Source organism: Campylobacterota bacterium, assembly GCA_020633995.1.
In the GTDB taxonomy this organism is placed as follows: domain Bacteria; phylum Babelota; class Babeliae; order Babelales; family RVW-14; genus JACKCO01.
The window spans coordinates 389,126-410,877 of record JACKCO010000003.1 but is presented as its reverse complement, the minus strand read 5'-3'; the positions used below and the strand labels follow the sequence as shown (position 1 = coordinate 410,877).

Here is a 21,752-nt window from a genome sequence, read left to right as displayed (position 1 = left end):
CAGTATAAAAAATACTTTTAAAATACCACTTATGTTTTCAAATAAAAAACATAAGTAAATTCGTACTTTTTTAAAATTAACAGTTATTTTTCAGGGAAAAGTGACAATAAATTATAGATACTACTAAAGTCGATCACCTGACATGTTGTCTGAACTTGCTGACGCTTAGCCAGCAAAATACGCTCCAATCCAAATTTTTCTGCTTCTTTAATGCAGCGATTTGCCTGATTTGTCGGCTTTACCTGTCCGGTCAAGCTTACCTCTGCAATCGCAACTGATTTTGCAGGCAATGCCTGCTGAAAATAACTTGAGAGCAATGCCAACGCTATTCCCAAATCAATTGAGCTTTCGCGAACCTTAAAGCCACCACTGACTTTAACGAAAATATCGTAAGCATTGAATTTAATGTGCAAATATTTTTCTAAAATGGCAGCAATCAGCACAACTTGCTTTTGATCTATGCCAGTTACAACACGTTGCGGCATACCATACTTTGATTCCACAACAAGCGCTTGCAACTCAAGCAATAACGGACGAGACCCCTCCACAGAGCATACCAACGCAGAACCTGGTACAAGAGCAATATCACTAAGCAAATGACTATTAATATCGGTTACTTCAACCAACCCCTCTTCTTTCATGTGAAAAAAGCCAACTTCGTTGATTGCACCAAAACGGTTTTTCACTGAGCGTAAAATACGTGTTTGCCAGCGATCTTCACCCTGTAGGTAAAATACGGCATCAACCATGTGCTCTAAAAGCTTTGGTCCTGCCATCTCACGCTCTTTGGTAATATGACCAGTAATCAGCACCGCTATGCCATTTTCTTTGGCAAAACGCATCAAACGAAACGCTGCCTCACGAAGCTGAGCAATGGTGCCCGGTATCGCATTTGAGTCAAGCGAAAGGTGAGTACTCTGAATTGAGTCCAAAATGACCATAGCTGGCCTCAGTTGCAAACTGGCATCAATGATCTGGTCAAGGCAAGATTGGTCCGAGAACAGCAAATTTGACTGGTCTATGCCTAGACGGCGCGCACGCCCCTTAACTTGCTGTAATGATTCTTCTGATGAAAAATAGATGGCCTTATGCTTTTGGGCAATCCGATCAGCAACTTGCAAGAGCAAAGTCGACTTACCAATGCCCGGATCGCCTGTCAAAATAACGAATGATCCAGGAACAATACCACCACCAAGAACACGGTCCCACTCCTTGATGTCGGTACACATACGGCTTTGTTCATCGATTGAGATTTGGTCAAGCGTTGAAAGCACAGCTTGTGCTTGCTCTGGTGTTCTAAAAGTCCCTTTACTACCAGTACCAGCAGCAGCGAGCGTTGCAGGTGCAATCTCGATAAAACTGTTCCATTCCTTGCACTCTGGACAACACCCAATCCATTTTATTGATTGATAAGAACACTCATTGCAACGATAACTAATTTTTTGTTTCGCCATGAACTACTCATCTTTTTTATCCCGATCCTTTTTTTTGACAGCCTCAGCGTAATATTCATCGACAATTCGCTGAATTAATATGTTAAAATTAGGATCTTCGTCTATCATTTTTTCTATAGCCACTTTATCATCTTCCTGCATATTTTTAGGCTTTGCTTTGCCAAGCCATGATCCTGTCACAAAAGCCTTAATTTCTTGCTTGACCTCTTCATCTGTCATGTAACTGAAGATTTGCCCCTTAAGCAAACCAGAAATTCCACTACGCTTTATGGTTTCAATATTGTCAGCTACCATACTTAAAATCTCAACTGGATTTTTCTCAGGCCTTTGACGCAAAGCAAACACATGAGGTTTGAATAATTGAACATATTCACGTATTTCTCTTGCCTTTTGTTTTACTTGCTCATAAGAACTACTTGAATTATTCAACACCCGATCACACTCAGACTTCTCATCCGCTTTTAACGTCTTTCTAATCTGCTCTAAGCTCTTTGCCTGCTCGTCAGCTTTTGGATCAGACGACTCCAAAGCTGATACTTGGCTTAAAAATTCTCCCCAACCAACTCTGAGCTCATAAACTTTTTCTTGGTTGCCATTTTCAATATCAGTACACAGCTTGCTTACTTCTTCTATTCTTTTCAAGCAACGAACGCGAGTACTTTGAGTAAGCTCTTTGAGAGTTTCAGCAACCTCTTCCAGCGTGTCTTCTGTACTGCCAAGTGTCTCACGTTTTAAACGCTTAAGATCCTCAACCAAATTACCCATACCTTTTTTATACACATAGGCAATACCGGTAGCCCCAAGCACACCCACAACACTAAGCACTATCCAACGAGTAAAACGCCCCTTACCCACAAGTGGCTGATCAATAGCATGCATAGAAAGCAGCATGCTCATTTCTGTTGCAACCTTTTTAAGCTCTTTTTTTTCTTGCTTGCTTTCATCAAGCCTTTCAATACGTTTGCTGAGCTCTTGACGAATTTTCTCGGCGAGTTGGGTAAAATTTTCTTTCTTTTTTTCGTAGCTCAAATCATAAGACTCATTAATCGCAAACAACGAAATAATGAGACGCGAAAGAAGCGATCTAAACGGCGCAAGCGTTGATTGATCGCTAAAAGTCACCTTGTATTTATAAAAATCCTGAAACGATGAAAGCAGATCAAGTGATGGAAAAAGTTTGTAGTCCTTACGATGTAACCAATGGCAAAATTCCAAATAAATGTATTTATTGAGTTTTTTTAGTAAAACCTGCGCCTGTTGATCATGACGAGGTTCAAGCCAATCAATAAGTCGAAAAAGCTTGGCTGCCTCTGACTCGAAATTATTCCCCGTGACATCAAACGCTATAACTCGATTGTTGTTATATTCTGGATCTTGGTCAAAATAATGGGTTGTAACCAAGTCATAATATTCTTTTTCAAGGGCCTGTCTGGTCATTTCAATACGGGCACTTACGTCAAGCGAAAGTTTTGCATGCGTTGTGCCAAAAAAAACACTCACGCAAAAAATAAAAATTATAGGTATTCTTGCCGAAAAAAAAATCATGGAGCACACAACCTTACAAAATGTGGTATTTTTATGCATTTTAAAAGACTTTTAGCATCATAGTCTTGGCAAAAAATAATGTCAATTAAGACCCCATAGGGGCCAATAAAAAACAACTTGTTGTAATTTATTTCTTATTTTTTTGTCGACTTTTCATTTTTTTGCCTTTAAGATTATCAGCCCGTAAGTACTAACAGAAAAAAACACCCAATCACAGAAAGTATCTGTTATGAAAAGCGGCTATCTTTTAGTCAAAAAATCTCCTCCGCTACAAGGCACCGTGACAGTTAACGGTGCAAAAAATGCTGCGCTTGTCATCATGGCAAGCCAGATTCTAACCTCAGGAACCTCTACACTTGAGAACATACCCAACTCAGCTGATGTTAGACAAATGATTACGCTACTACAAGATCTAGGTGCTCTTGTTGATTTCGATAGCCAAAAAAAACGACTCATTGTCGATACCACAACCATTAATAACTACCAAGTACGTCCTGAACTCATGAACAAAATGCGTGCGTCAATTCTTGTAACAGGACCACTTCTCGCACGATTTGGTCAGGCAAAAGTTGCTCAACCTGGTGGATGCATCATAGGACAACGCCTGATCAACTACCATCTTGCAGGCTTAAAAAAAATGGGCATACAGATCAAGCAAGAAGAATCTTTCATCCATGCACAACGCATTGAAAACAATCTTTACGACAAACAAAGTCGAATCACCCTTGAATATCCAAGCGTTGGAGCAACCGAAAACCTCATGATGTACGCAGTACTTGGATCAGGCAAAACTGTCATCATAAACCCTGCTCTTGAGCCTGAAGTACTTGATTTGATTGATGTACTGAAAAAAATGGGAGCTCACATCGATGTTGGATGCAGCTCAATCACTATTATCGGAGTCAACAAACTCGATCCAGTCACTCACACGATCATTCCTGACCGGCTTGAAGCCGGAGCTCTGCTTCTTGCCAGCGCTATCACAGGCGGACAGGTCACCGTTGACAACGTCCGTGCTGACCACCTCGATCTTTTCTTAGAAAAATTACGCGAAGTTGGGCACGAGGTAGCTACAGCCTCAAATCTGTTTGATGAGACTCAAAGCTCACAAACAACGTCAATCACGCTCAAGGCAACGCACACTCCTCGGCCAATATCCATCAAAACTGGACCCTACCCAAGTTTCCCAACTGATCTACAAGCACCGATGTCAGCGCTACTGGCAAGTATTGACGGCATTAGCTCAATTGAAGAAACCGTCTTTGAAAACCGCATGGTACATACCAAAGAGCTAGAAAAAATGGGAGCCCAAATTGAGCTAAAACACAACACAGCATTGATACGTGGGGTTGAACAACTCTATGGCTGTGAGGTAATCGCCACAGACATTCGCACATCATGTGCGTTAGCATTGGCTGGCCTAGCAGCACTCGGTCAAACAAAAATCATTGGCATTCACCATTGGTTGCGAGGATATGACGGCCTTGAGCAAAAGCTACAAATGCTTGGCGCAGATATAAAACTCTTTTACGAAGTTGAAAAAGAGGAGGTGTTAACGCTCAAGAAAACCAGCAGAAAGCTCAGCAACCTCCTTAGTAATGAGTGATTGACGAATTTTGTTGTATTGCAAAGTTAGTGTCTCAAGATATTTATCAGCATTTTTGGTCGAGCTTTCCATTGCCAGAAATCGTGCTGCATACTCTGCACGCAGGCTCTGAAAAAGGATATGCACAATTGAACTTCGCAAAAAACGTGAGGCCGTATAATCAAGTATGTCATGATGTTTTTGCTCCCAAATCAACTCCTCTCGACCTGCAAACAACGAACTTTGCGCCTCAAGTATACTTTGATCCATTTCTCTCAAATGACTTTGAAATGGAATAAGCGAAACCTCCTGAGGAAACTGAGCAAAAAAATTTTTGATGCCATTGCAAAAAAATGTCACTGATGAAAAAGGCACACGAGCACTAATAATTTTGTCCAATACGTCATCAGCAACCGCAATGAAATTATTTGAGTTCAGCTCTTTATAGCTCGATAAAATTTGCGCTCGCTTCTGTTCGTGAACAAAGTTAAAGGCCTTCTGGCCTATAATAATAAAGTATGGCCTTTGCTCCTTGGTGAAATTAAATTTTGCTTGTGCATAACGAAACAAATTTGAATTAAAGCTTCCACACAGACCCTTTGAACTTGCTACAACAACAATCAGCGGCGTAGTATTTTTTGTGTCTTTAGGGAAAAGGATATCGCTATCCCAAGATTGACAACATGGGATTAGCTGGGCGAACATGTCTTGCATTTCTTTGTTGTATGTCTCAAAAGCCTGCGTCTGCCTATCAAGACGCGTATACAATGACATGGAAACCAGACGGATAGCATGCGTGATTTTTTTGGTTACTTGAGTCGCTTTAATTTTTTGTTTAATTTGTACGAGAACTGACACGACTTTCCTATAAAATTACATCACAAAAAATTTCACCTAATACACTTACACTAAAAAGAGTTTAACAATTACACTAATGCAATTTCTCCTTTTTTACAATGTAATGGGAAAATGATTGTTTTAATTGATGGCTATAACTTACTCAAGCAAATTTTTCCTGGTGCAAAGCACAACCTGGACAAGCAAAAACGTCAGTTTATACAACAATTAGCATTTTACAAAGCAAAAAAATCTGATGCCATAAAAGAAATTATCGTTGTTTTTGATGCCGGCCCATTTTCTCACGCTTACCGAGAAATAAAGTCGGGCATAACCGTCATATACTCCGGCCAAAAAAGCTGCGCTGACAAGTGGATTGAAAACTACGTAGCAAAGCACAAACAAAAACATTGCCTCATCGTCACACTCGATCGACAGCTTACGCAAGCATGTGAAAAATATGGGACATACAGCATTAGCGTCTACGATTTTTATCACCTTATGCAAGACGCTCTTTTAGACCAAGCAGCGCCGACCCCTACCAGCACTAACACAACCCAAGACTTAACAAAGTATGATTCAAGCGATCATGATAATTATGACTTACTCGAGCTTAGCACTGAACAAAGTAAAGCACTTGATTTACTAATGGAACAAGCTAGTATGAACATTCCCAAAGACACAGAAAAGCCATCTAAGCCAAAAATACTAACCAAAGACAAGCACAAACGCACAAAGAAAAAAGATAAGAAAAAAATAATAACACTAAAAAAATTACACTGACTAATGGAAATATCTTTCACACACGCCTCACTTTCTTCAACTGTCACAACACACATCCTTCCCCTCTTGGACAAATACAGCATCTTTACCTTTACCGGCCCTCTTGGGGCCGGTAAAACAACACTGATTCGCGAGGTCCTAAGACAATGTGGCATAACACAGCATATTACAAGCCCCACATTTGGATATCTCAACGTTTACCAAAATAGCAATGGTCAGACATTTCATCATTTTGACCTCTATCGAATCGACTCACTAGAATCATTTATAGGACAAGGATTTAATGAATACCTTCTCCCCGTCGGACACAATACCTACACTCTTATAGAATGGCCCCAGTTAATCAAACCACTCCTTGAAAGATCATCATTAATGCCTTATACTAGGCATATTGAGCTAAAACACTGCCCAGACAACCATGATACGAGACTGCTCAGAATAAACGGTTAGTCGTTTTTTTAAAAAAAACGTTGAAATCTTTAAGAAAGCATCTATCATATTGCTATAAATTGTGATTGTGTATTATACTTAAATGCGCAATTTACGATGGAATATAGTGAACGGGGAGGTTCCCGAGCGGTCAAAGGGGACGGACTGTAAATCCGTTGGCTCAGCCTTCACAGGTTCGAATCCTGTTCTCCCCACCACTTTTAAAGCACCTATGCAAGGTTTGCTTGCATAACAGCGCGGGAATAGCTCAATTGGCTAGAGCGACAGCCTTCCAAGCTGTAGGCTGCGGGTTCGAGCCCCGCTTCCCGCACCAAAGCATAGACTTAGTGATGCTGGCATAGCTCAGTTGGTAGAGCAGCTGATTTGTAATCAGCAGGTCGCTGGTTCGAGTCCAGTTGCCAGCTCCATTAAAATTGCAAAAAAATTTTCTTTAAAATTCCAATTTTAGCTGGTAGAATTAACAATTCATGTTATATTGAGTAGCAAAGCAGTTAAAAAAATAAGCGAAAATTGAGATTAAAGTGCCCACGTAGCTCAGTCGGTAGAGCACTTCCTTGGTAAGGGAGAGGTCACCGGTTCAAATCCGGTCGCGGGCTCCATAAGCAAAACAACCCAATATTAAAGAGAGCTAAGAGATGGCAAAGAATAGGCTCATTATCCACTTAGAATGCGAAGGTTGCGGACTTCGTAATTACAGCAAGCGAGTCACAAAAAAGCGTTCTTATGGAAAGTTAACACTCAGCAAGTATTGCGGAAAGTGCCGTAGTCACTCTCAACATAAAGAGACAAAATAGCCTGTTGTGGGTCAGTAGCTCCAATTGGTAGAGCAGCGGACTCCAAATCCGCGTGTTGGGGGTTCGAATCCCTCCTGGCCTGCCACTACTAGCGTGCTGTTTTTTTTGTGCGTGTTTTTTTAGAAGGCATAACAAATGAATAAAGTTGTTACTTTTTGTAAAAAATCGGTTTCTTTCTTGACCGAGGTTAAGGAAGAGTTAAAGCGAGTTTCGTGGCCTGACAAAAATGAGCTTATTGGATCGACCATTATTGTTTGCGTTGTCGTTGCTATATTTTCTTCAATTCTTGGTGGCATGGACACAGCTTTTGGTTACATAATTAGGCAGCTTATTAGCTACTAGAAAATAAATTGTTTTAAGGAATCAGTCAAATAATGAAGCGTTGGTTTGTCGTTCAAGTTTATACGGGGTTTGAGGATATTGTAAAAACAGACCTTGAAAAGCGTTTTGAGGAAGAAGGCTTTCAAGATTTATTTGGAAAAATACTCATACCTACTACAGAAGTTTCTCAATTTTTTGCTGAAGAAAAGACAAAAAAAGAGAAAATATTTCCAGGGTACTTGCTCATTCAGATGGAAATGAACGGTGATACCTTTAGGCTTGTTGCAACTAACCCTCGCGTAACAAGATTTTTGGGTGGGGAAAGCCCTATGCCCTTGTCAGACAAAGAGGTCGAACGAATTTTCTCTCAAATGTCTGGCAAGTTGTCTGTTTTAAGTGACAAAGACATGTTTAACGTGGGTACCGAAGTTCACATAGCAAGTGGCCCATTTTCTGGCTTTGTCGGAATAATTGAGAAAGTTGATGAAGAAAAAGAAAAGCTTACCGTTATGGTAAGTATTTTTGGAAGGCTAACGCCAGTAGAACTTACCTTTGATCAAGTAAAAAAGTAACAACGTAAGGGCTTACAATGTCAAAAAAAGTAAAAGCACTTGTAAAAATGCTATTGCCTGCTGGGGGAGCAACACCAGCACCACCAGTTGGTTCGTCTTTGGGTCAACATGGTGTCTCACTTATGGAATTTTGCAAACAGTTTAACGCTGCAACTGCAAAAAGAAAAGGTGAAAATGTTCCTGTAAAAATTACCATTTACACCGACAAATCGTTTGAGTTTATTACAAAAACACCTCCTGCGACTGATTTGATTAAAAAATATGCCAACATCAAAAAAGGCTCATCAAATCCTAGCACTGTTAGCGCTGGAACGATTAAAATTAAAGATGTCGAAGAAATTGCAAAAATTAAAATGGCAGATTTGAACGCCTTTGATCTTGAAGCTGCAAAAAAAATCATTGCAGGTAGCGCAAGAAGCATGGGCTTGACAGTTGTAGAATAAGTTTTGAGCGAGAAGTTAGGTACACGACAATGAGTAAAACGGGTAAAAAACACATAGAAGTTAAAAAGAAACTTGAGAGCGCTGATATCACTTCCTGGAAATCTGCTTTAGATTTTATTGTACAAAATAAACATACCAAGTTTGATGAATCTGTTGACGCAGACATTGTTCTTGGTATCGATCCTACAAAAGGTGAGCAAACTGTTCGTAGCTCAGTACTTCTACCGCATGGGACAGGGAAACAAGTTCGCGTTGTTGTTTTTGCAAAAGGTGAATACGAAGATCAGGCAAAAGCTGCTGGTGCAGATCACGTTGGCACTGAAGATTTGATTGCCAAGATCGAAGGTGGTTGGATGGATTTTGATGTAGCAGTTGCAACACCTGACTTGATGGGTTTAGTTGGTAAAGTTGCAAAAACACTTGGGCCTCGGGGCCTTCTTCCCAACAAGAAAGTTGGTACTGTTACGTTCGATGTTGAAACCATTGTCTCTGACCTGAAAAAGGGCCGTGTGTCCTTCAGAAACGACAAAGGTGGTGTATTGCATGCTCCATTTGGCAAGGTTTCATTTGGCAAAGACAAATTGTTTGACAACCTCAAAGCACTTGTGGGTGCTGTTCAGGCAAACAAACCTCCTACGTCAAAAGGCAAATTTTTAAGAAAAATAACAATCTCTTCCACCATGGGTGTTGGCTTACCTATCAAGCCTGATACTGCAGAGTAACCAAACGTTTTAATAAGGGCTGATTATGAATCGCGAACAAAAAAAGGCTATTGTCTCTGAGGTACACGATAAATTTGTACAATCTCAAGCGAGTTTTTTGGTTAACTACAAAGGGCTTGATGTTGCTTCTATGCAAAATTTACGAACTCAGCTGCGTGAAGACAATGCTCAGTTGAAAGTAACCAAAGCAACACTTATGAAAATTGCAGCTCAGGATATTGAGGGCATACAAGATTTTGCTAATTCGTTTAATGAGCAAGTTGGTTTAGTTTTTGCAAACGATGATAGCATTGCTATCGCTAAAAAGCTTGTCAAGTTTTCAAAAGATAACGATGCACTGCAAGTAATTGCAGGTTTTTTTGAATCTCGCTCGCTAAGCAAAGATGAAGTTGAGTTTCTTGCGTCCCTGCCAAGCAAAGAGATTTTGCTTGCACAACTTCTTGGAACAATGCAAGCACCTATTTCAGGACTTGCTCGTAGCTTGAATGCAATAATCGCACAGCTGGCATATGCACTAAATCAAATTGCTGAAAAGAAATCTTAAATTATATAGTTAATAGTTGAGTAAAGTTATTTTGATATCATTAAATATTTGCGAGGAGTTCTTTTATGTCATCTACTAAAGTTACAGGTCTTATTGAAGAAATTAGTAAGCTCACTGTTGTTGAACTTGCAGAATTAGTAAAATCACTTGAAGATACTTTTGGTGTTTCAGCAGCTGCTCCAGTAGCAGTAGCAGCTCCAGTAGCGGCAGGCGCAGCTGAAGGTGCGGCAGCTGAAGAAAAAACAGAATTTAAAGTGACACTTAAAGATGTCGGCTCTGAAAAAATTAAAGTAATTAAAGCTTTAAGATCTATCACAAGTCTCTCTCTTGGCGATGCTAAAGCAGCAGTGGAAGGTGTTCCTTACGTTGTTGCAGAAACAGCTCCTAAAGAAGAAGCACAAAAAATGAAAGCTGCGCTAGAAGAAGTTGGTGCAAAAGTTGATCTATCATAATCTACTTATCTGCACTACTGACTTGTTTTGGTCAAGTTTAAAAGGGTCCGTTTTTAGATGGTTTTACATTTAAAGCGGAGCCCTTTTAGTCTTTAGATAATGAAGAATTAAGCGCTGCAAATTAGAATATAGTTTTGAGTGATAAGAGCGATCAGGAGCGATTGAATGTCTGGATTTTCAAAAAGAAGAGGCATTTTAAGAAAATCATTTGGTAAAATTAAAGAAGTTGTATCATTGCCGAACCTTATAGAGGTTCAATCAAACTCTTTTAATAATTTTGCACAACTTGATTATCTTCCAAATGAACGAAAAAATGTTGGACTTGAAAAAGTTCTTCGTGACATATTTCCAATAGAGCATAACGATAAAATTTCCCTAGAATATGTCAGTTATGAACTTGGTGACTGGGCATGCATCTGCGGGCAAGTAACAGGTATTCAGAACCGCTATAAGTGGGATTGTAGCTCATGCAAAAAAAGTGGTTATGATAGGTTAGATGATGAAGGAACCTGCCCTCAGTGTTCCAAGCATACTGCTGTGTATTCGTACTGCAAAAAGTGTTTTTCTCGCGTTGGTATTAGTGTACCTGCAAACGTTGATGAATGTCGCTACAGTGGTAAAACTTATTCGCTTCCACTCAAAGTAAAAATGCAGCTAACCAGCTGGGATACGGATGCTGAAACCGGCTCCAAAGTTATTCGTAACATCAAAGAGCAGGTTGTCTTTTTTTGCGATCTTCCAGTCATGGTCAACCTCTATGAAAGCGCCTCAAATCGTTTCGAACTAGGCAGTCAAGGAACATTTCTTATCAATGGTGTAGACCGTGTTGTTGTCAGTCAAATACACCGTGCTCCTGGTGTTATGTTTTCGCTCAGCAAAAAATCAAAAGATTATCGAGGAAACCCCTCTCATATAGCACGTATTATTCCCAATCGCGGGTCTTGGCTTGACTTTGAGTTTGACCATAATGACGTCATGTTCGTTCGTATTGACAAAAAAAAGAAACTTTTGGTCACAACCTTTTTGCAAGCCCTTGGCATAGCAAAGGACTCTCTACTCTCACTATTTTATGATTTTGAAACAATAGAAGTTCGCAAAAAAGGATTTTTCAAGAAAATTAATGACAGCCTTGTTGGGCAACGTCTTGAAGCAGGATCTTTGCCAAAAGAACTAGAAAAAAAATTCACCATCGGCCAGCGCTTAAACAAATCGCTCATCGAAAAGTTACTAAAAGAAAAAGTTACGCATTTGGCAGTGAGAAAAAATAGTCTGCTCAATCGTATTGCTTCTCAAGACATTATCGACCCTGAAACAGGCGAAGTTCTGACAACGCTTGGTAATACTATCTCCGAAGAAACCATTTTGCGGCTTTCAGAGTTTGACAAGTGCTCATTTAAGGTCATTCAGTCGTCTGGTTACGTTGTTCAGCCAACCTTGGCTCTCACGTTTGGACAAGATAACACAGCCTCCTATGAAGAAGCTCTTAAAGAAATCTACACCAAATTAAGACCCGGTGATGTTCCTGCCGTCAGTGCAATGGAAGAATATGTGCAAAACTTATTCTTTAATCCTCGTTTTTATGACCTGAGCATTGTTGGCAGAATTAGAACAAACCGCAAGCTAAATTTAGATATAGATGAAGCAATCACGCATCTTACAAAAGATGATATTATTGCAACCATAAAATATATCATCAATCTCAAAGAGCGCGGTGAAGGTGAACTGGATGATATTGATCATCTTGGTAACCGTTGTGTCCGTCTTGTTGGCGAACTATTGCAAAGTCAGCTTTACACCGGCTTTGCACGTATTGAGCGTATTGTTAAAGAGCGATTCAGACTACAAGAAAATTATGCATCACTGATGCCATATGATTTACTTAATGTAAAACCGCTTACAGCTGTTTTACGAGAGTTTTTCGGAACTGGTCAGCTCTCACAATTCATGGACCAGACTAATCCACTAGCTGAAATGGCACATAAACGTCGACTTTCAGCACTGGGGCCTGGCGGTATTACTCGTGAGCGCGCAACCTTTGAAATTCGCGATGTACACACATCTCACTACGGTAGAATATGTCCGATTGAAACACCAGAAGGTCAAAATATTGGTCTGATTTCTTCTCTCTCAACATATTCACGTGTTAATGAACTTGGCTTTATTGAAACTCCTTACCGAGAAGTAAAAGACAACAAAGTTAAAGATGACGTTGTCTATCTTGATGCATTTGAAGAGCTTGGCCAAAAAATTGCCCAGCCTACAGCTAAACTTGATAAGAACAATGAACTTACCGAAAAGAAGTTGTTCGTTAGAAAAGATGGCAATATTATCACGCTTGATGCTGAGAATATCACTCACATGGATGCTTCTCCAAAGCAGCTTTTCTCTGTTCCTACAGCACTGATTCCATTCCTTGAGCATGATGACGCTAACCGTGCGCTGATGGGTTCTAACATGCAACGACAAGCTGTTCCTTTGATTAAATGTCAGGCTCCGCTTGTTGGAACAGGCATGGAGCAGGAAGTTGGCTCACTCGAAGGGGCTGCCATACTTGCTAAGAATGACGGGGTTGTAGAGTACGTCTCGGCAAATAAAATTGTTATACGCATCAACGAAGCTGACGTCAGCGAAAACTCTTGGCTTTCAAAGCCTATCGATATTTATCACCTTAAGAAATTTGCACGTTCTAGTCATAACACATGGATTCACTACAATCCAATCGTTAAGGTCGGTAACGTCATAGAGAAAGGTGACGTCATTGCTAATGGTGCAGCAACACAACGTGGCGAACTAGCACTCGGCACAAATGTGTTGGTTGCCTTTATGCCATGGCAGGGTTACAACTTTGAGGACGCTATTGTTGTTAGCAAAAACCTTGTAGCTAAAGACATGTTTAGCTCGGTTCACGTTGAAGAGTTTGTTGTTGAAGCACGTGAGACTAAGCTTGGTGCAGAAGAAATTACACGTGATATTCCAAACGTTTCTGAAAAAGATCTGTCAGCACTTGATGAAGACGGCATTGTAAAGATTGGTACACGTGTTAAGCCCGGCGACATATTAGTTGGTAAGGTTACCCTCAAGGGTGACGTTCAGGTATCTCCTGAAGAAAAACTTCTACGCGCTATCTTTGGTGAAAAATCACGGGAAGTACGAGACACTTCACTGCGTGTACCACCAGGAGTGGAAGCAACTGTTGTTGATGTAAAAGTGTTTTCACGAAGCGGAATTCGAAAAGATAAACGCTACAAAGAAATTGCTCTACGAGAAACACAGATTATTGAAGAAAACTTTGCGCATCATACCAACGTTCTTTATCGCAGCATTAGAGAAAAAATCATTACCTTGCTATCTGGCACGGCCGCTAAAAACAAAAAAACAGCAAAAGATGCTGTTGATGCCAAGGGTAACTTCTCTAAAGCAAAGCTTGAATCACTCACTGTTGAAAAATTGCTAGAATTTGAAACCGACAAAAAGAGTGTCAATGATAAGATTAAGCAATACAAAGAAGTCTTAACTAATCAAATTCACGTTTTGACGGCATTAAAAGAAAAACGCATCAGTCAGTTACGTAAAGGTGACGAGCTTCCGTCTGGTGTTATTAAAATGATTAAAGTATACGTTGCAACAGAACGTCGTTTGTCGGTTGGTGATAAGATGGCTGGACGTCACGGTAACAAAGGTGTGGTTTCACGCATTGTTAACATTGAGGATATGCCGTATCTAGAAGATGGAACTCCTGTTGACATCGTCCTTAACCCGCTTGGTGTACCTGGCCGTATGAACGTTGGGCAGCTACTTGAAACCATTCTTGGTATGGGTAGCAAAAAAATCAGCAATCAACTCATTGAAGACTTGCAAAAAAACAACGTAGAAAAGATTAAAAAAGATCTCTACAAGTATCTTGATAAAAAAGTAGTTGATGACCTAGCCAAAACATATGGTGATGAAGAAATTTTGGAACTTGCAAGAACGGTTGTTGATCAAGGTTTCTTTTTCAAAACACCGGTTTTTGATGGTGCGGACTATGAGAGTGAAATTAGACCGCTACTTGAAGAGATAGATCTTCCTGGCAATGCATCATTCAAGTTGTATGACGGCCGAACAGGTGAGGCGTTCGACCAGCCAGTTACCGTTGGCTACATCTATATGATGAAACTTAATCACTTGGCTGACGACAAACTTCACGCTCGATCAGTCGGTCCTTACTCGCTTATTACGCAACAACCTCTTGGGGGTAAAGCGCAATTCGGTGGACAAAGACTTGGTGAGATGGAAGTATGGGCACTCTACGCATATGGTGCTGCATATACGCTGCAAGAAATGCTTACTATCAAGTCTGATGACGTTAATGGTCGTATTAAAGCGTACGAGACAATCGTACGTGGAGATGAAGTTCCTGATCCAGGAATACCTGAATCATTTAACGTCTTGGTCAAAGAGCTTCAAAGTTTAGGGTTACAAATAGATCTATTTAAAGCAAGTAAGGAGCAAGTCGGTGAGTAACAGAATGCTTGAACGATTTCGTGAATATATAAATCCTTCACAATTTAATGCAATTCGTCTGAGTATCGCTTCTCCTGAAAAAATAAAATCACTTTCTTATGGAGAAGTGAAAAAGATAGAAACAATTAACTATCGTACGCTTAAGCCAGAACGTGATGGTCTTTTCTGTGCACGAATTTTTGGGCCTGTAAAGGACTGGGAATGTAACTGCGGAAAATACAAACGAATGAAACACCGCGGGGTAACCTGCGAAAAGTGTGGTGTTGAAGTAATTCAGTCACGCGTTCGTCGTGAGCGTATGGGGCATATTAACCTTGTATCTCCCGTTTGTCATATTTGGTTCCTTAAGGGAATCCCAAGTTATTTAAGCTTGATTTTGAATATGACCGTTCGTGATCTTGAACGCGTTATTTACTTTGACAGTTATATCGTTTTGCACCAGGGACATTCTCCTTATCCGCCAAAGACTATACTTTCTAGCCAAGAATATGATGAATACATCAGTGCAAATCCTGAAGATATTATGTTCAAGGCAGACATGGGTGCCGAGGCAATTCGTACACTGTTGGGCATGCTAGATCTGAATTTTGAAGTGCGAAAAATTGAAGAAGAATATACACAAACAACATCAGTAGCTATTAAACATCGCCTTGCAAAGCGCTACAAAGTTTTGCACGGCATGCTGCAAGCAAACACAAAACCTGAGTGGTGTATTCTACAAATACTGCCAGTACTTCCTCCTGATCTACGCCCACTTGTACCACTTGAGGGTGGTCGCTTTGCAAGCTCTGATCTTAACGATCTTTATCGTCGCGTGTTAAACCGTAACATTCGACTCAAACGTCTTATTGAGTTAGAAGCTCCAGACGTTATTATCAAAAATGAAAAACGTATGCTTCAAGAATCTGTTGACGCACTCATCGACAATGGTCGACGCGGTCAACCGGTGCGGGGCTCTAACAGACGTCCACTCAAATCGCTGAGTGAAATGCTTCGTGGTAAGCAGGGTCGCTTTAGGCAAAATCTTCTTGGTAAACGTGTTGACTACTCAGGCCGTTCAGTAATTGTTGTCGACCCTGAGCTTCATATGCACCAGTGCGGGTTACCTAAGCTTATGGCGCTCGAATTATTTAAGCCATATGTTTACATCGAACTGTTTAAGCGCGAACTTGCACCAAACTTGCGTGTTGCCCGACGTCTTGTTGAGGAAATGTCACCCATCGTTTGGGAAGCCTTAGAAGAAGTGGTTAAAGATAGACCTGTTCTACTGAACCGTGCTCCGACACTTCACAGAATGAGTATTCAGGCATTCTATCCGATTCTTGTTGAAGGTAAGGCCATTAAAATTCACCCGCTTGTTTGTTCAGCTTATAACGCTGACTTTGACGGTGACCAAATGGCTGTACACGTACCACTCAGCAAAAAAGCACGTCTGGAAACAGAACGGTTAATTCTGTCAACTCAAAACATCCTAACACCTGCAAGTGGCAAACCCCTTGCAAGTCCGTCTCAGGACATGGTACTTGGTCTTTATTACATGACCAAGGCGCGTAAAAATGTTATCGGAGAGGGACTGACATTTGCCAACATTGAAGAAGTTATTTATGCCTACCAGCACCAGCAGGTAAACATCCAGGCCCCAATCAAGCTTCGTTTGGAATCTGAAAAAATTGTTAGTACAACCGTTGGGCGTGTTTTAATTTATGAAGCACTTCCAAAAGGGTCTAATTTTGATTGGGTTAATAAAGCTGCTAAGAAAAAAGACTTGGTCAACTTGGTATCCATGCTTTACAGAACATTTGGAAAAGCCCCAACCGTTGATGCACTTGATAAAATTAAAACACTTGGTTTTTCCTATGCAACACTTGGTGGTATTTCACTCTCAATTGACAACTTGATGATTCCTGATGCCAAGGAAAAAATTGTAGCTCAGGCTAAAAAAGATGTTAAAAAGATTGAGGATCTCTATCTTGATGGTGCCATTACCAATGGTGAACGTAAAGACAAAGTTGTGCAAATTTGGTTTAGAGCAACAGAAGACGTTGCAAATGCGATGATTGCACTTCTTGAAGAAGAAGATAATACCGTTGCAGCAAATGAGCATAAGCAAAATACTCCATTTAATCCGGTTTTCCTCATGCTTGATTCCGGTGCACGTAGTACACGTCAACAAATACGTCAGCTAGCAGGTATGCGTGGACCAATGGCAAAACCGTCCGGTGAAATTATGGAAACGCCAGTTCTTGCTAACTTTAAAGAGGGACTAACCTCGCTGGAGTATTTCGTTTCTACCCACGGTGCTCGTAAGGGTCTTGCTGATACTGCATTGAAAACTGCCGACTCCGGTTATTTGACACGACGTCTTGTTGACGTTGCCCAAGATGTTGTTATCACACAAAAGGATTGCCAAACACTTGGCTACATTACTATCTCTGACTTGAAAGAGTCTGGCGATGTTATTGTTCCATTGATTGATCGTGCCTACGGTCGAGTTGCTGCCGAAGATGTCAAAGATCCAGTAAGCGGCAAACTTATTGCAAAACAAGATGAACTTTTTGATGATGCACTCATCGAAAAAATTAAAGACTCAGCAATTACTGAAATTGCTGTTCGTTCTGTGCTAACCTGCCAAGCGAAGCATGGTGTTTGCTCTAAGTGCTATGGTATGGACCTTTCAACACTTGAGCTTGTCGACACAGGGCTTGCAGTTGGTGTTATTGCAGCACAGTCGATCGGTGAACCTGGTACACAGCTTACCATGAGAACGTTCCACATTGGTGGTATCGCTAGTGGTGTTGCTTCACACAACTTACACAAAGCAGGCGCCAACGGTAAAGTGGTGTATAAAAACGTCTATGCCGTACAAAATCGACATGGAACACACACGGTTATGAACCGTAAGGCATCTCTTGTCGTTGCATCTGAGGATGGTCGTGAACTTGGCGAGTACAACCTTGAATACGGTTCGATTCTACTCGTCAAAGATGGAACAATCGTTACAAAAGGTGACAAGCTTGCCGAGTGGGAAGACTTCAAAGTAATTTTGACCGAAAAAGCCGGTAAGGTTGAGTTCGTAAACCTGATTGAAAACGTTACGTACCGCGAGCATTACGATGAAGCAGCGAAAAAATCAAGTAAGATCATTCTTGAAAAACGTGACGAAAAACGTCAGCCATGCATTGTTATACTGGATAACGAGGGTGGTGAAATTGCTCGCTACTACTTACCGACAGGTGCAGTGTTAACTGTCGCTGATGGTGACAAGGTGCATGGTGGTGACGTTCTTGCAAAACTAGAACTCGAAGAAAAGAAAACCAAAGACATTATTGGCGGTTTGCCACGTGTTGCTGAACTTTTTGAAGCGCGTATTCCAAGAGATCCTGCAATTCTGTCTGAAGTTGATGGCACTGTTAAATTTAGTGGTGTACACCGAGGCATGCGTCGAATCACTGTCACAACTGATGACAATGAGGTCATTGAATATAACATTCCTCGTAACAGACACCTTAACGTAGAAGATGGCGAACGTGTCAAAGTTGGTGACCAGCTATCATCCGGTGCACCGAACGTACACGACATCTTGCGCATTCTTGGGCCTGACGAAGTACAAAAGTACCTTGTCAAAGAAATTCAAGAAATTTACGCCCTGCAAGGTGTACACATTAATGACAAGCACATCGAATTGATTGTACGTCAAATGTTACGTAAGGTTCGTGTTATTGATCCAGGAGATACTAAATTTGTTGTTGGTGATCGTCTTGCCAAACTTAAACTTAAAACAATCAATCAGCTTATGATTAAAGATGGCAAGAAGCCTGCTACAACCAAGCCGCTTCTTATGGGTATTACTAAGGCATCATTGGGGACTGAGAGCTTCCTTTCGGCGGCTTCGTTCCAAGAGACAACACGTATTCTTTCTGAAACATCACTTACCGGTGGTGTCGATCATCTTTATGGCTTGAAAGAAAACGTCCTCCTTGGTAAGCTAATACCTGCAGGAACAGGTGTTTCTTCATTCAAATTAAAATATCTTGGTGAAGATATCTCTGAATTTGAACAAAAAGCTCGTGATGAAGAAAAACTTGAGATTAAGCTTGATAATATCTCGCTCAGCGATTCATCTCAACAAGGCACGGAGCAATAAGATATGCAACAGGCGCGTAGCTCAGGGGTAGAGCATTGCTTTGACGTAGCAAGGGTCAGCGGTTCGATTCCGCTCGCGCCTACCATGTTGTCTAATCTCAACTGACACAAACGAATATAACGCTAATTACCATTTGGAGCACATACCATGTTGGAAAAAGACATAAAACAACAACTCATTAAAGAGTTCGGAAAATCTGAAAATGATACCGGCTCATGCGAAGTTCAAATCGCCCTTCTCTCAAAACGCATCAATGACATTGCTGGACACTTGAAAACACATCCTAAAGATGTTCACACAAAGCACGGTCTGTTAAAACTTGTCGGCAAGAGAAGAACCTTCTTGAAGTATGTTAAGAAGAATAACACTACTGGCTATACAAACTTAGTGACTTCGCTTAAAGAAAAAGGATACATGTAAAAACGTGTCCTCCTTATTTGTAGATATTTTAAATTTAAAATTTGCGGAGCAAATGTATGCACAAAGCATTTCAAGCACCTGAACTTGGACTGGAAGTCGAAATTGGAAAATATGCACGCCAAGCAGATGGTGCTGTATGGATTAAAGCTGGAAAAAATGTTGTTTTGACAACAGCCGTCGGAGCAAAAGAAGCAAAAGACTTCATAGGATTTTTTCCACTCACTGTTGAATACAGAGAGCGTACTTCAGCTGCGGGACGTATTCCTGGTGGTTACATTAAACGAGAAGGCAGACTCAGTGACATTGAGGTTTTAACTTCACGTCTTATTGATCGCCCTATCAGACCACTCTTCCCTCATTTCTTTTTTAATGAAGTTCAAGTTCTTTCAACAGTATATTCATCAGACGGCAAATTTCCAACAAGCATCCTTGGTATGCTGAGTGCATCACTTGCGTTAACCGTTTCAGATATTCCATTCTTAGGGCCAATTGGTGCTGTACAAGCAAGCAAAAAAGACGGTAAGTGGGCATTCAACCTTGACCATGAATCTGTTGAAAATTCCGATTCAGACATTGTCATTGCTGGAACAGAAAATGGCATCAGTATGGTTGAAGGTCACTGCAATAATCTTGCTGAAGATGAATTGATTGACTTATTGTTCTCGGCACATGAGGTCATTAAAAAACAAGTTGCTTGGCAAGTCTCAATCCAGAAAGAGCTTGGTGTACAGAAGCGTGAAGTTACGCAGACTGTTGACTGGGCAGGTTGGAAAGAAAAAATCAAAAATGCATTGCCTTCCAACTTCATTGAGGCATTTTTTGTATCGCCCAAAAAAGCTGAACGTAACAAGGCTGTTCAAAAACTCTACACAGATTTGTTCAGCACACTTTCAGCTGAAATGAATGCTGAAGGGGTTTCATCTTCTGTTGTAAACTACCTGTGTGATGAAATTTTTAAAGAAGCCTTGCCTGATGCCATTATCAAAAAAGGCAAACGTATTGATGATCGCCCATTCGATCGGGTACGTGATATTACTGTTGAAACAGGTATGCTTCCGTGTGTACACGGTTCAGGTCTTTTTCAACGTGGCGAAACTCAAGTACTTTCAAGCTTGACACTTGGAAGTGGACAAGATTCGCAAAAAATTGAGACGCTCATTGGTGGCAGTCAAGAGCGTTGTTTTATGCTTCACTACAACTTCCCACCGTTTTGCACAGGTGAAGTTAAACCGATTCGTGGCGTTGGTAGACGTGAGATTGGTCACGGCTATTTAGCTGAAACATCATTTCTTAACGTTCTCCCTAGCCAGGAAGAGTTCCCTTACACCGTTCGTTCTATTACTGATGTTCTTGAGTCAAACGGCTCATCATCAATGGCAAGCGTGTGTGCAACTACCATGGCATTAATGGACGCCGGAGTACCAATCAAAGACATGGTTGGCGGTATTGCCATGGGGCTTGTTAAAAGCTCAACAGGCGATTACCAAGTGCTTACCGATATTCTTGGCACTGAAGACGGATTTGGTCTTATGGATTTCAAAGTTACCGGAACCAAGAGTGGTATTATGGCCTTCCAGCTCGACATTAAAGATAAAGTCGGCCTACCACGAGAAGTATTGGTCAAATCACTTGAACAAGCGCGCGCTGCACGGCTTCACATCTTAGAAAAAATGAGCGCGGTTATGGACGCACCACGAAAAGAAGTTTCTCCGCTTGCGCCTCGTGTTTTTTCATTTAAAATTCCACAAGACAAAATTGGTGCTATCATTGGACCGGGCGGTAAAAATATTAAAGAAATTATTGCTCAAACAGATACGCAAATCGACATTGAAGATGACGGCCTAGTCAAGATTTACTCCAAAGATGGAGAGTCCTTGAAAAAGGCGGAACGTTGGGTTCGCATTCTTGCTGGCGACATCGAGGTCGGCAGTACGTTTGAAGGTATTATCAGGCGGTTTGCAGACTTTGGTCTTTTTGTTGAACTGGTTGCTGGCAAAGAAGGCTTGGTACACGTCTCAAGTATTGCTCGCGATAAGCAGCGCACTATTGACCAAGAATACAAAGTTGGTGATCCACTGACGGTCAAGGTAACAGCATATGACAAAGAAACTGGCCGTATTCGCTTGGTCGCTCCAGAACTTGAACATCAAAAGAAAAACTAGGGCCTAGCGAATAAATGGAAA

17 protein-coding genes and 6 tRNA genes are annotated in these 21,752 nt (G+C 40.9%); 20 read left to right on the top strand and 3 right to left on the bottom strand.

Annotated elements, in window-relative coordinates; translation table 11 throughout:
- Positions 1–83: 83 nt before the first annotated feature.
- Positions 84–1,454: a DNA repair protein RadA gene (radA, locus tag H6679_01685; protein ID MCB9492962.1), complete on the bottom strand. Its 1,371-nt coding sequence runs from the start codon at positions 1,452–1,454 to the stop codon at positions 84–86.
- Between the two features lie 3 nt (positions 1,455–1,457).
- Positions 1,458–2,999 (bottom strand): hypothetical protein, encoded by a 1,542-nt coding sequence (locus tag H6679_01680; protein ID MCB9492961.1) that lies wholly within the window; start codon positions 2,997–2,999, stop codon positions 1,458–1,460.
- Between the two features lie 229 nt (positions 3,000–3,228).
- Here H6679_01680 and murA point away from each other — a divergent pair, with 229 nt between their 5' ends.
- A complete protein-coding gene (gene murA / locus H6679_01675; GenBank protein ID MCB9492960.1) occupies positions 3,229–4,605 on the top strand; it encodes a UDP-N-acetylglucosamine 1-carboxyvinyltransferase in 1,377 nt (458 codons plus the stop codon).
- On the opposite strand, the gene H6679_01670 is transcribed toward murA, so the two are convergent.
- A complete protein-coding gene (locus H6679_01670; protein MCB9492959.1) occupies positions 4,552–5,442 on the bottom strand; it encodes a F0F1 ATP synthase subunit gamma in 891 nt (296 codons plus the stop codon). The genes murA and H6679_01670 overlap by 54 nt on opposite strands.
- Positions 5,443–5,553: 111 nt before the next feature.
- Here H6679_01670 and H6679_01665 point away from each other — a divergent pair, with 111 nt between their 5' ends.
- From H6679_01665 to pnp, 19 genes are all read left to right on the top strand, one after another.
- Positions 5,554–6,204 (top strand): NYN domain-containing protein, encoded by a 651-nt coding sequence (locus H6679_01665; protein MCB9492958.1) that lies wholly within the window; start codon positions 5,554–5,556, stop codon positions 6,202–6,204.
- A 3-nt stretch (positions 6,205–6,207) separates the two neighbouring features.
- Positions 6,208–6,654, top strand: coding sequence for a tRNA (adenosine(37)-N6)-threonylcarbamoyltransferase complex ATPase subunit type 1 TsaE (gene tsaE, locus H6679_01660; GenBank protein ID MCB9492957.1), 447 nt, complete (start codon positions 6,208–6,210; stop codon positions 6,652–6,654).
- 112 nt (positions 6,655–6,766) lie between these two features.
- Positions 6,767–6,851, top strand: a tRNA-Tyr gene (locus tag H6679_01655).
- Between the two features lie 39 nt (positions 6,852–6,890).
- Positions 6,891–6,967: transfer RNA gene (locus tag H6679_01650), tRNA-Gly, on the top strand.
- Positions 6,968–6,985: 18 nt separating this feature from the next.
- Positions 6,986–7,061 (top strand) — tRNA-Thr (locus H6679_01645).
- 116 nt (positions 7,062–7,177) lie between these two features.
- Positions 7,178–7,253, top strand: a tRNA-Thr gene (locus tag H6679_01640).
- A 36-nt stretch (positions 7,254–7,289) separates the two neighbouring features.
- Positions 7,290–7,448: a 50S ribosomal protein L33 gene (rpmG, locus tag H6679_01635; protein MCB9492956.1), complete on the top strand. Its 159-nt coding sequence runs from the start codon at positions 7,290–7,292 to the stop codon at positions 7,446–7,448.
- Between the two features lie 8 nt (positions 7,449–7,456).
- Positions 7,457–7,533, top strand: a tRNA-Trp gene (locus H6679_01630).
- 50 nt (positions 7,534–7,583) lie between these two features.
- A complete protein-coding gene (secE, locus tag H6679_01625) occupies positions 7,584–7,790 on the top strand; it encodes a preprotein translocase subunit SecE (protein ID MCB9492955.1) in 207 nt (68 codons plus the stop codon).
- Positions 7,791–7,822: 32 nt separating this feature from the next.
- On the top strand, positions 7,823–8,341 hold the full coding sequence (gene nusG / locus H6679_01620; GenBank protein ID MCB9492954.1) for a transcription termination/antitermination factor NusG: 519 nt from the start codon (positions 7,823–7,825) through the stop codon (positions 8,339–8,341).
- Positions 8,342–8,358: 17 nt separating this feature from the next.
- The gene (gene rplK / locus H6679_01615; GenBank protein ID MCB9492953.1) at positions 8,359–8,784 is read left to right on the top strand and encodes a 50S ribosomal protein L11; all 426 of its coding nucleotides are present in this window, start codon (positions 8,359–8,361) and stop codon (positions 8,782–8,784) included.
- Between the two features lie 29 nt (positions 8,785–8,813).
- Positions 8,814–9,506, top strand: a complete 693-nt coding sequence (locus H6679_01610; protein ID MCB9492952.1) for a 50S ribosomal protein L1 — start codon at positions 8,814–8,816, stop codon at positions 9,504–9,506.
- A 25-nt stretch (positions 9,507–9,531) separates the two neighbouring features.
- Positions 9,532–10,050 carry a 50S ribosomal protein L10 gene (locus tag H6679_01605; protein ID MCB9492951.1) on the top strand — a complete coding sequence of 173 codons (519 nt, stop codon included), beginning with the start codon at positions 9,532–9,534 and terminating at the stop codon, positions 10,048–10,050.
- 65 nt (positions 10,051–10,115) lie between these two features.
- The gene (rplL, locus tag H6679_01600; GenBank protein MCB9492950.1) at positions 10,116–10,502 is read left to right on the top strand and encodes a 50S ribosomal protein L7/L12; all 387 of its coding nucleotides are present in this window, start codon (positions 10,116–10,118) and stop codon (positions 10,500–10,502) included.
- Positions 10,503–10,667: 165 nt separating this feature from the next.
- Positions 10,668–15,005, top strand: a complete 4,338-nt coding sequence (gene rpoB / locus H6679_01595; GenBank protein MCB9492949.1) for a DNA-directed RNA polymerase subunit beta — start codon at positions 10,668–10,670, stop codon at positions 15,003–15,005.
- A 4-nt stretch (positions 15,006–15,009) separates the two neighbouring features.
- Positions 15,010–19,149, top strand: coding sequence for a DNA-directed RNA polymerase subunit beta' (gene rpoC / locus H6679_01590; GenBank protein MCB9492948.1), 4,140 nt, complete (start codon positions 15,010–15,012; stop codon positions 19,147–19,149).
- Positions 19,150–19,159: 10 nt separating this feature from the next.
- Positions 19,160–19,234: transfer RNA gene (locus H6679_01585), tRNA-Val, on the top strand.
- A 62-nt stretch (positions 19,235–19,296) separates the two neighbouring features.
- Positions 19,297–19,569 carry a 30S ribosomal protein S15 gene (gene rpsO, locus H6679_01580; protein ID MCB9492947.1) on the top strand — a complete coding sequence of 91 codons (273 nt, stop codon included), beginning with the start codon at positions 19,297–19,299 and terminating at the stop codon, positions 19,567–19,569.
- Between the two features lie 56 nt (positions 19,570–19,625).
- A complete protein-coding gene (gene pnp / locus H6679_01575) occupies positions 19,626–21,731 on the top strand; it encodes a polyribonucleotide nucleotidyltransferase (GenBank protein MCB9492946.1) in 2,106 nt (701 codons plus the stop codon).
- Positions 21,732–21,752 lie beyond the last annotated feature (21 nt).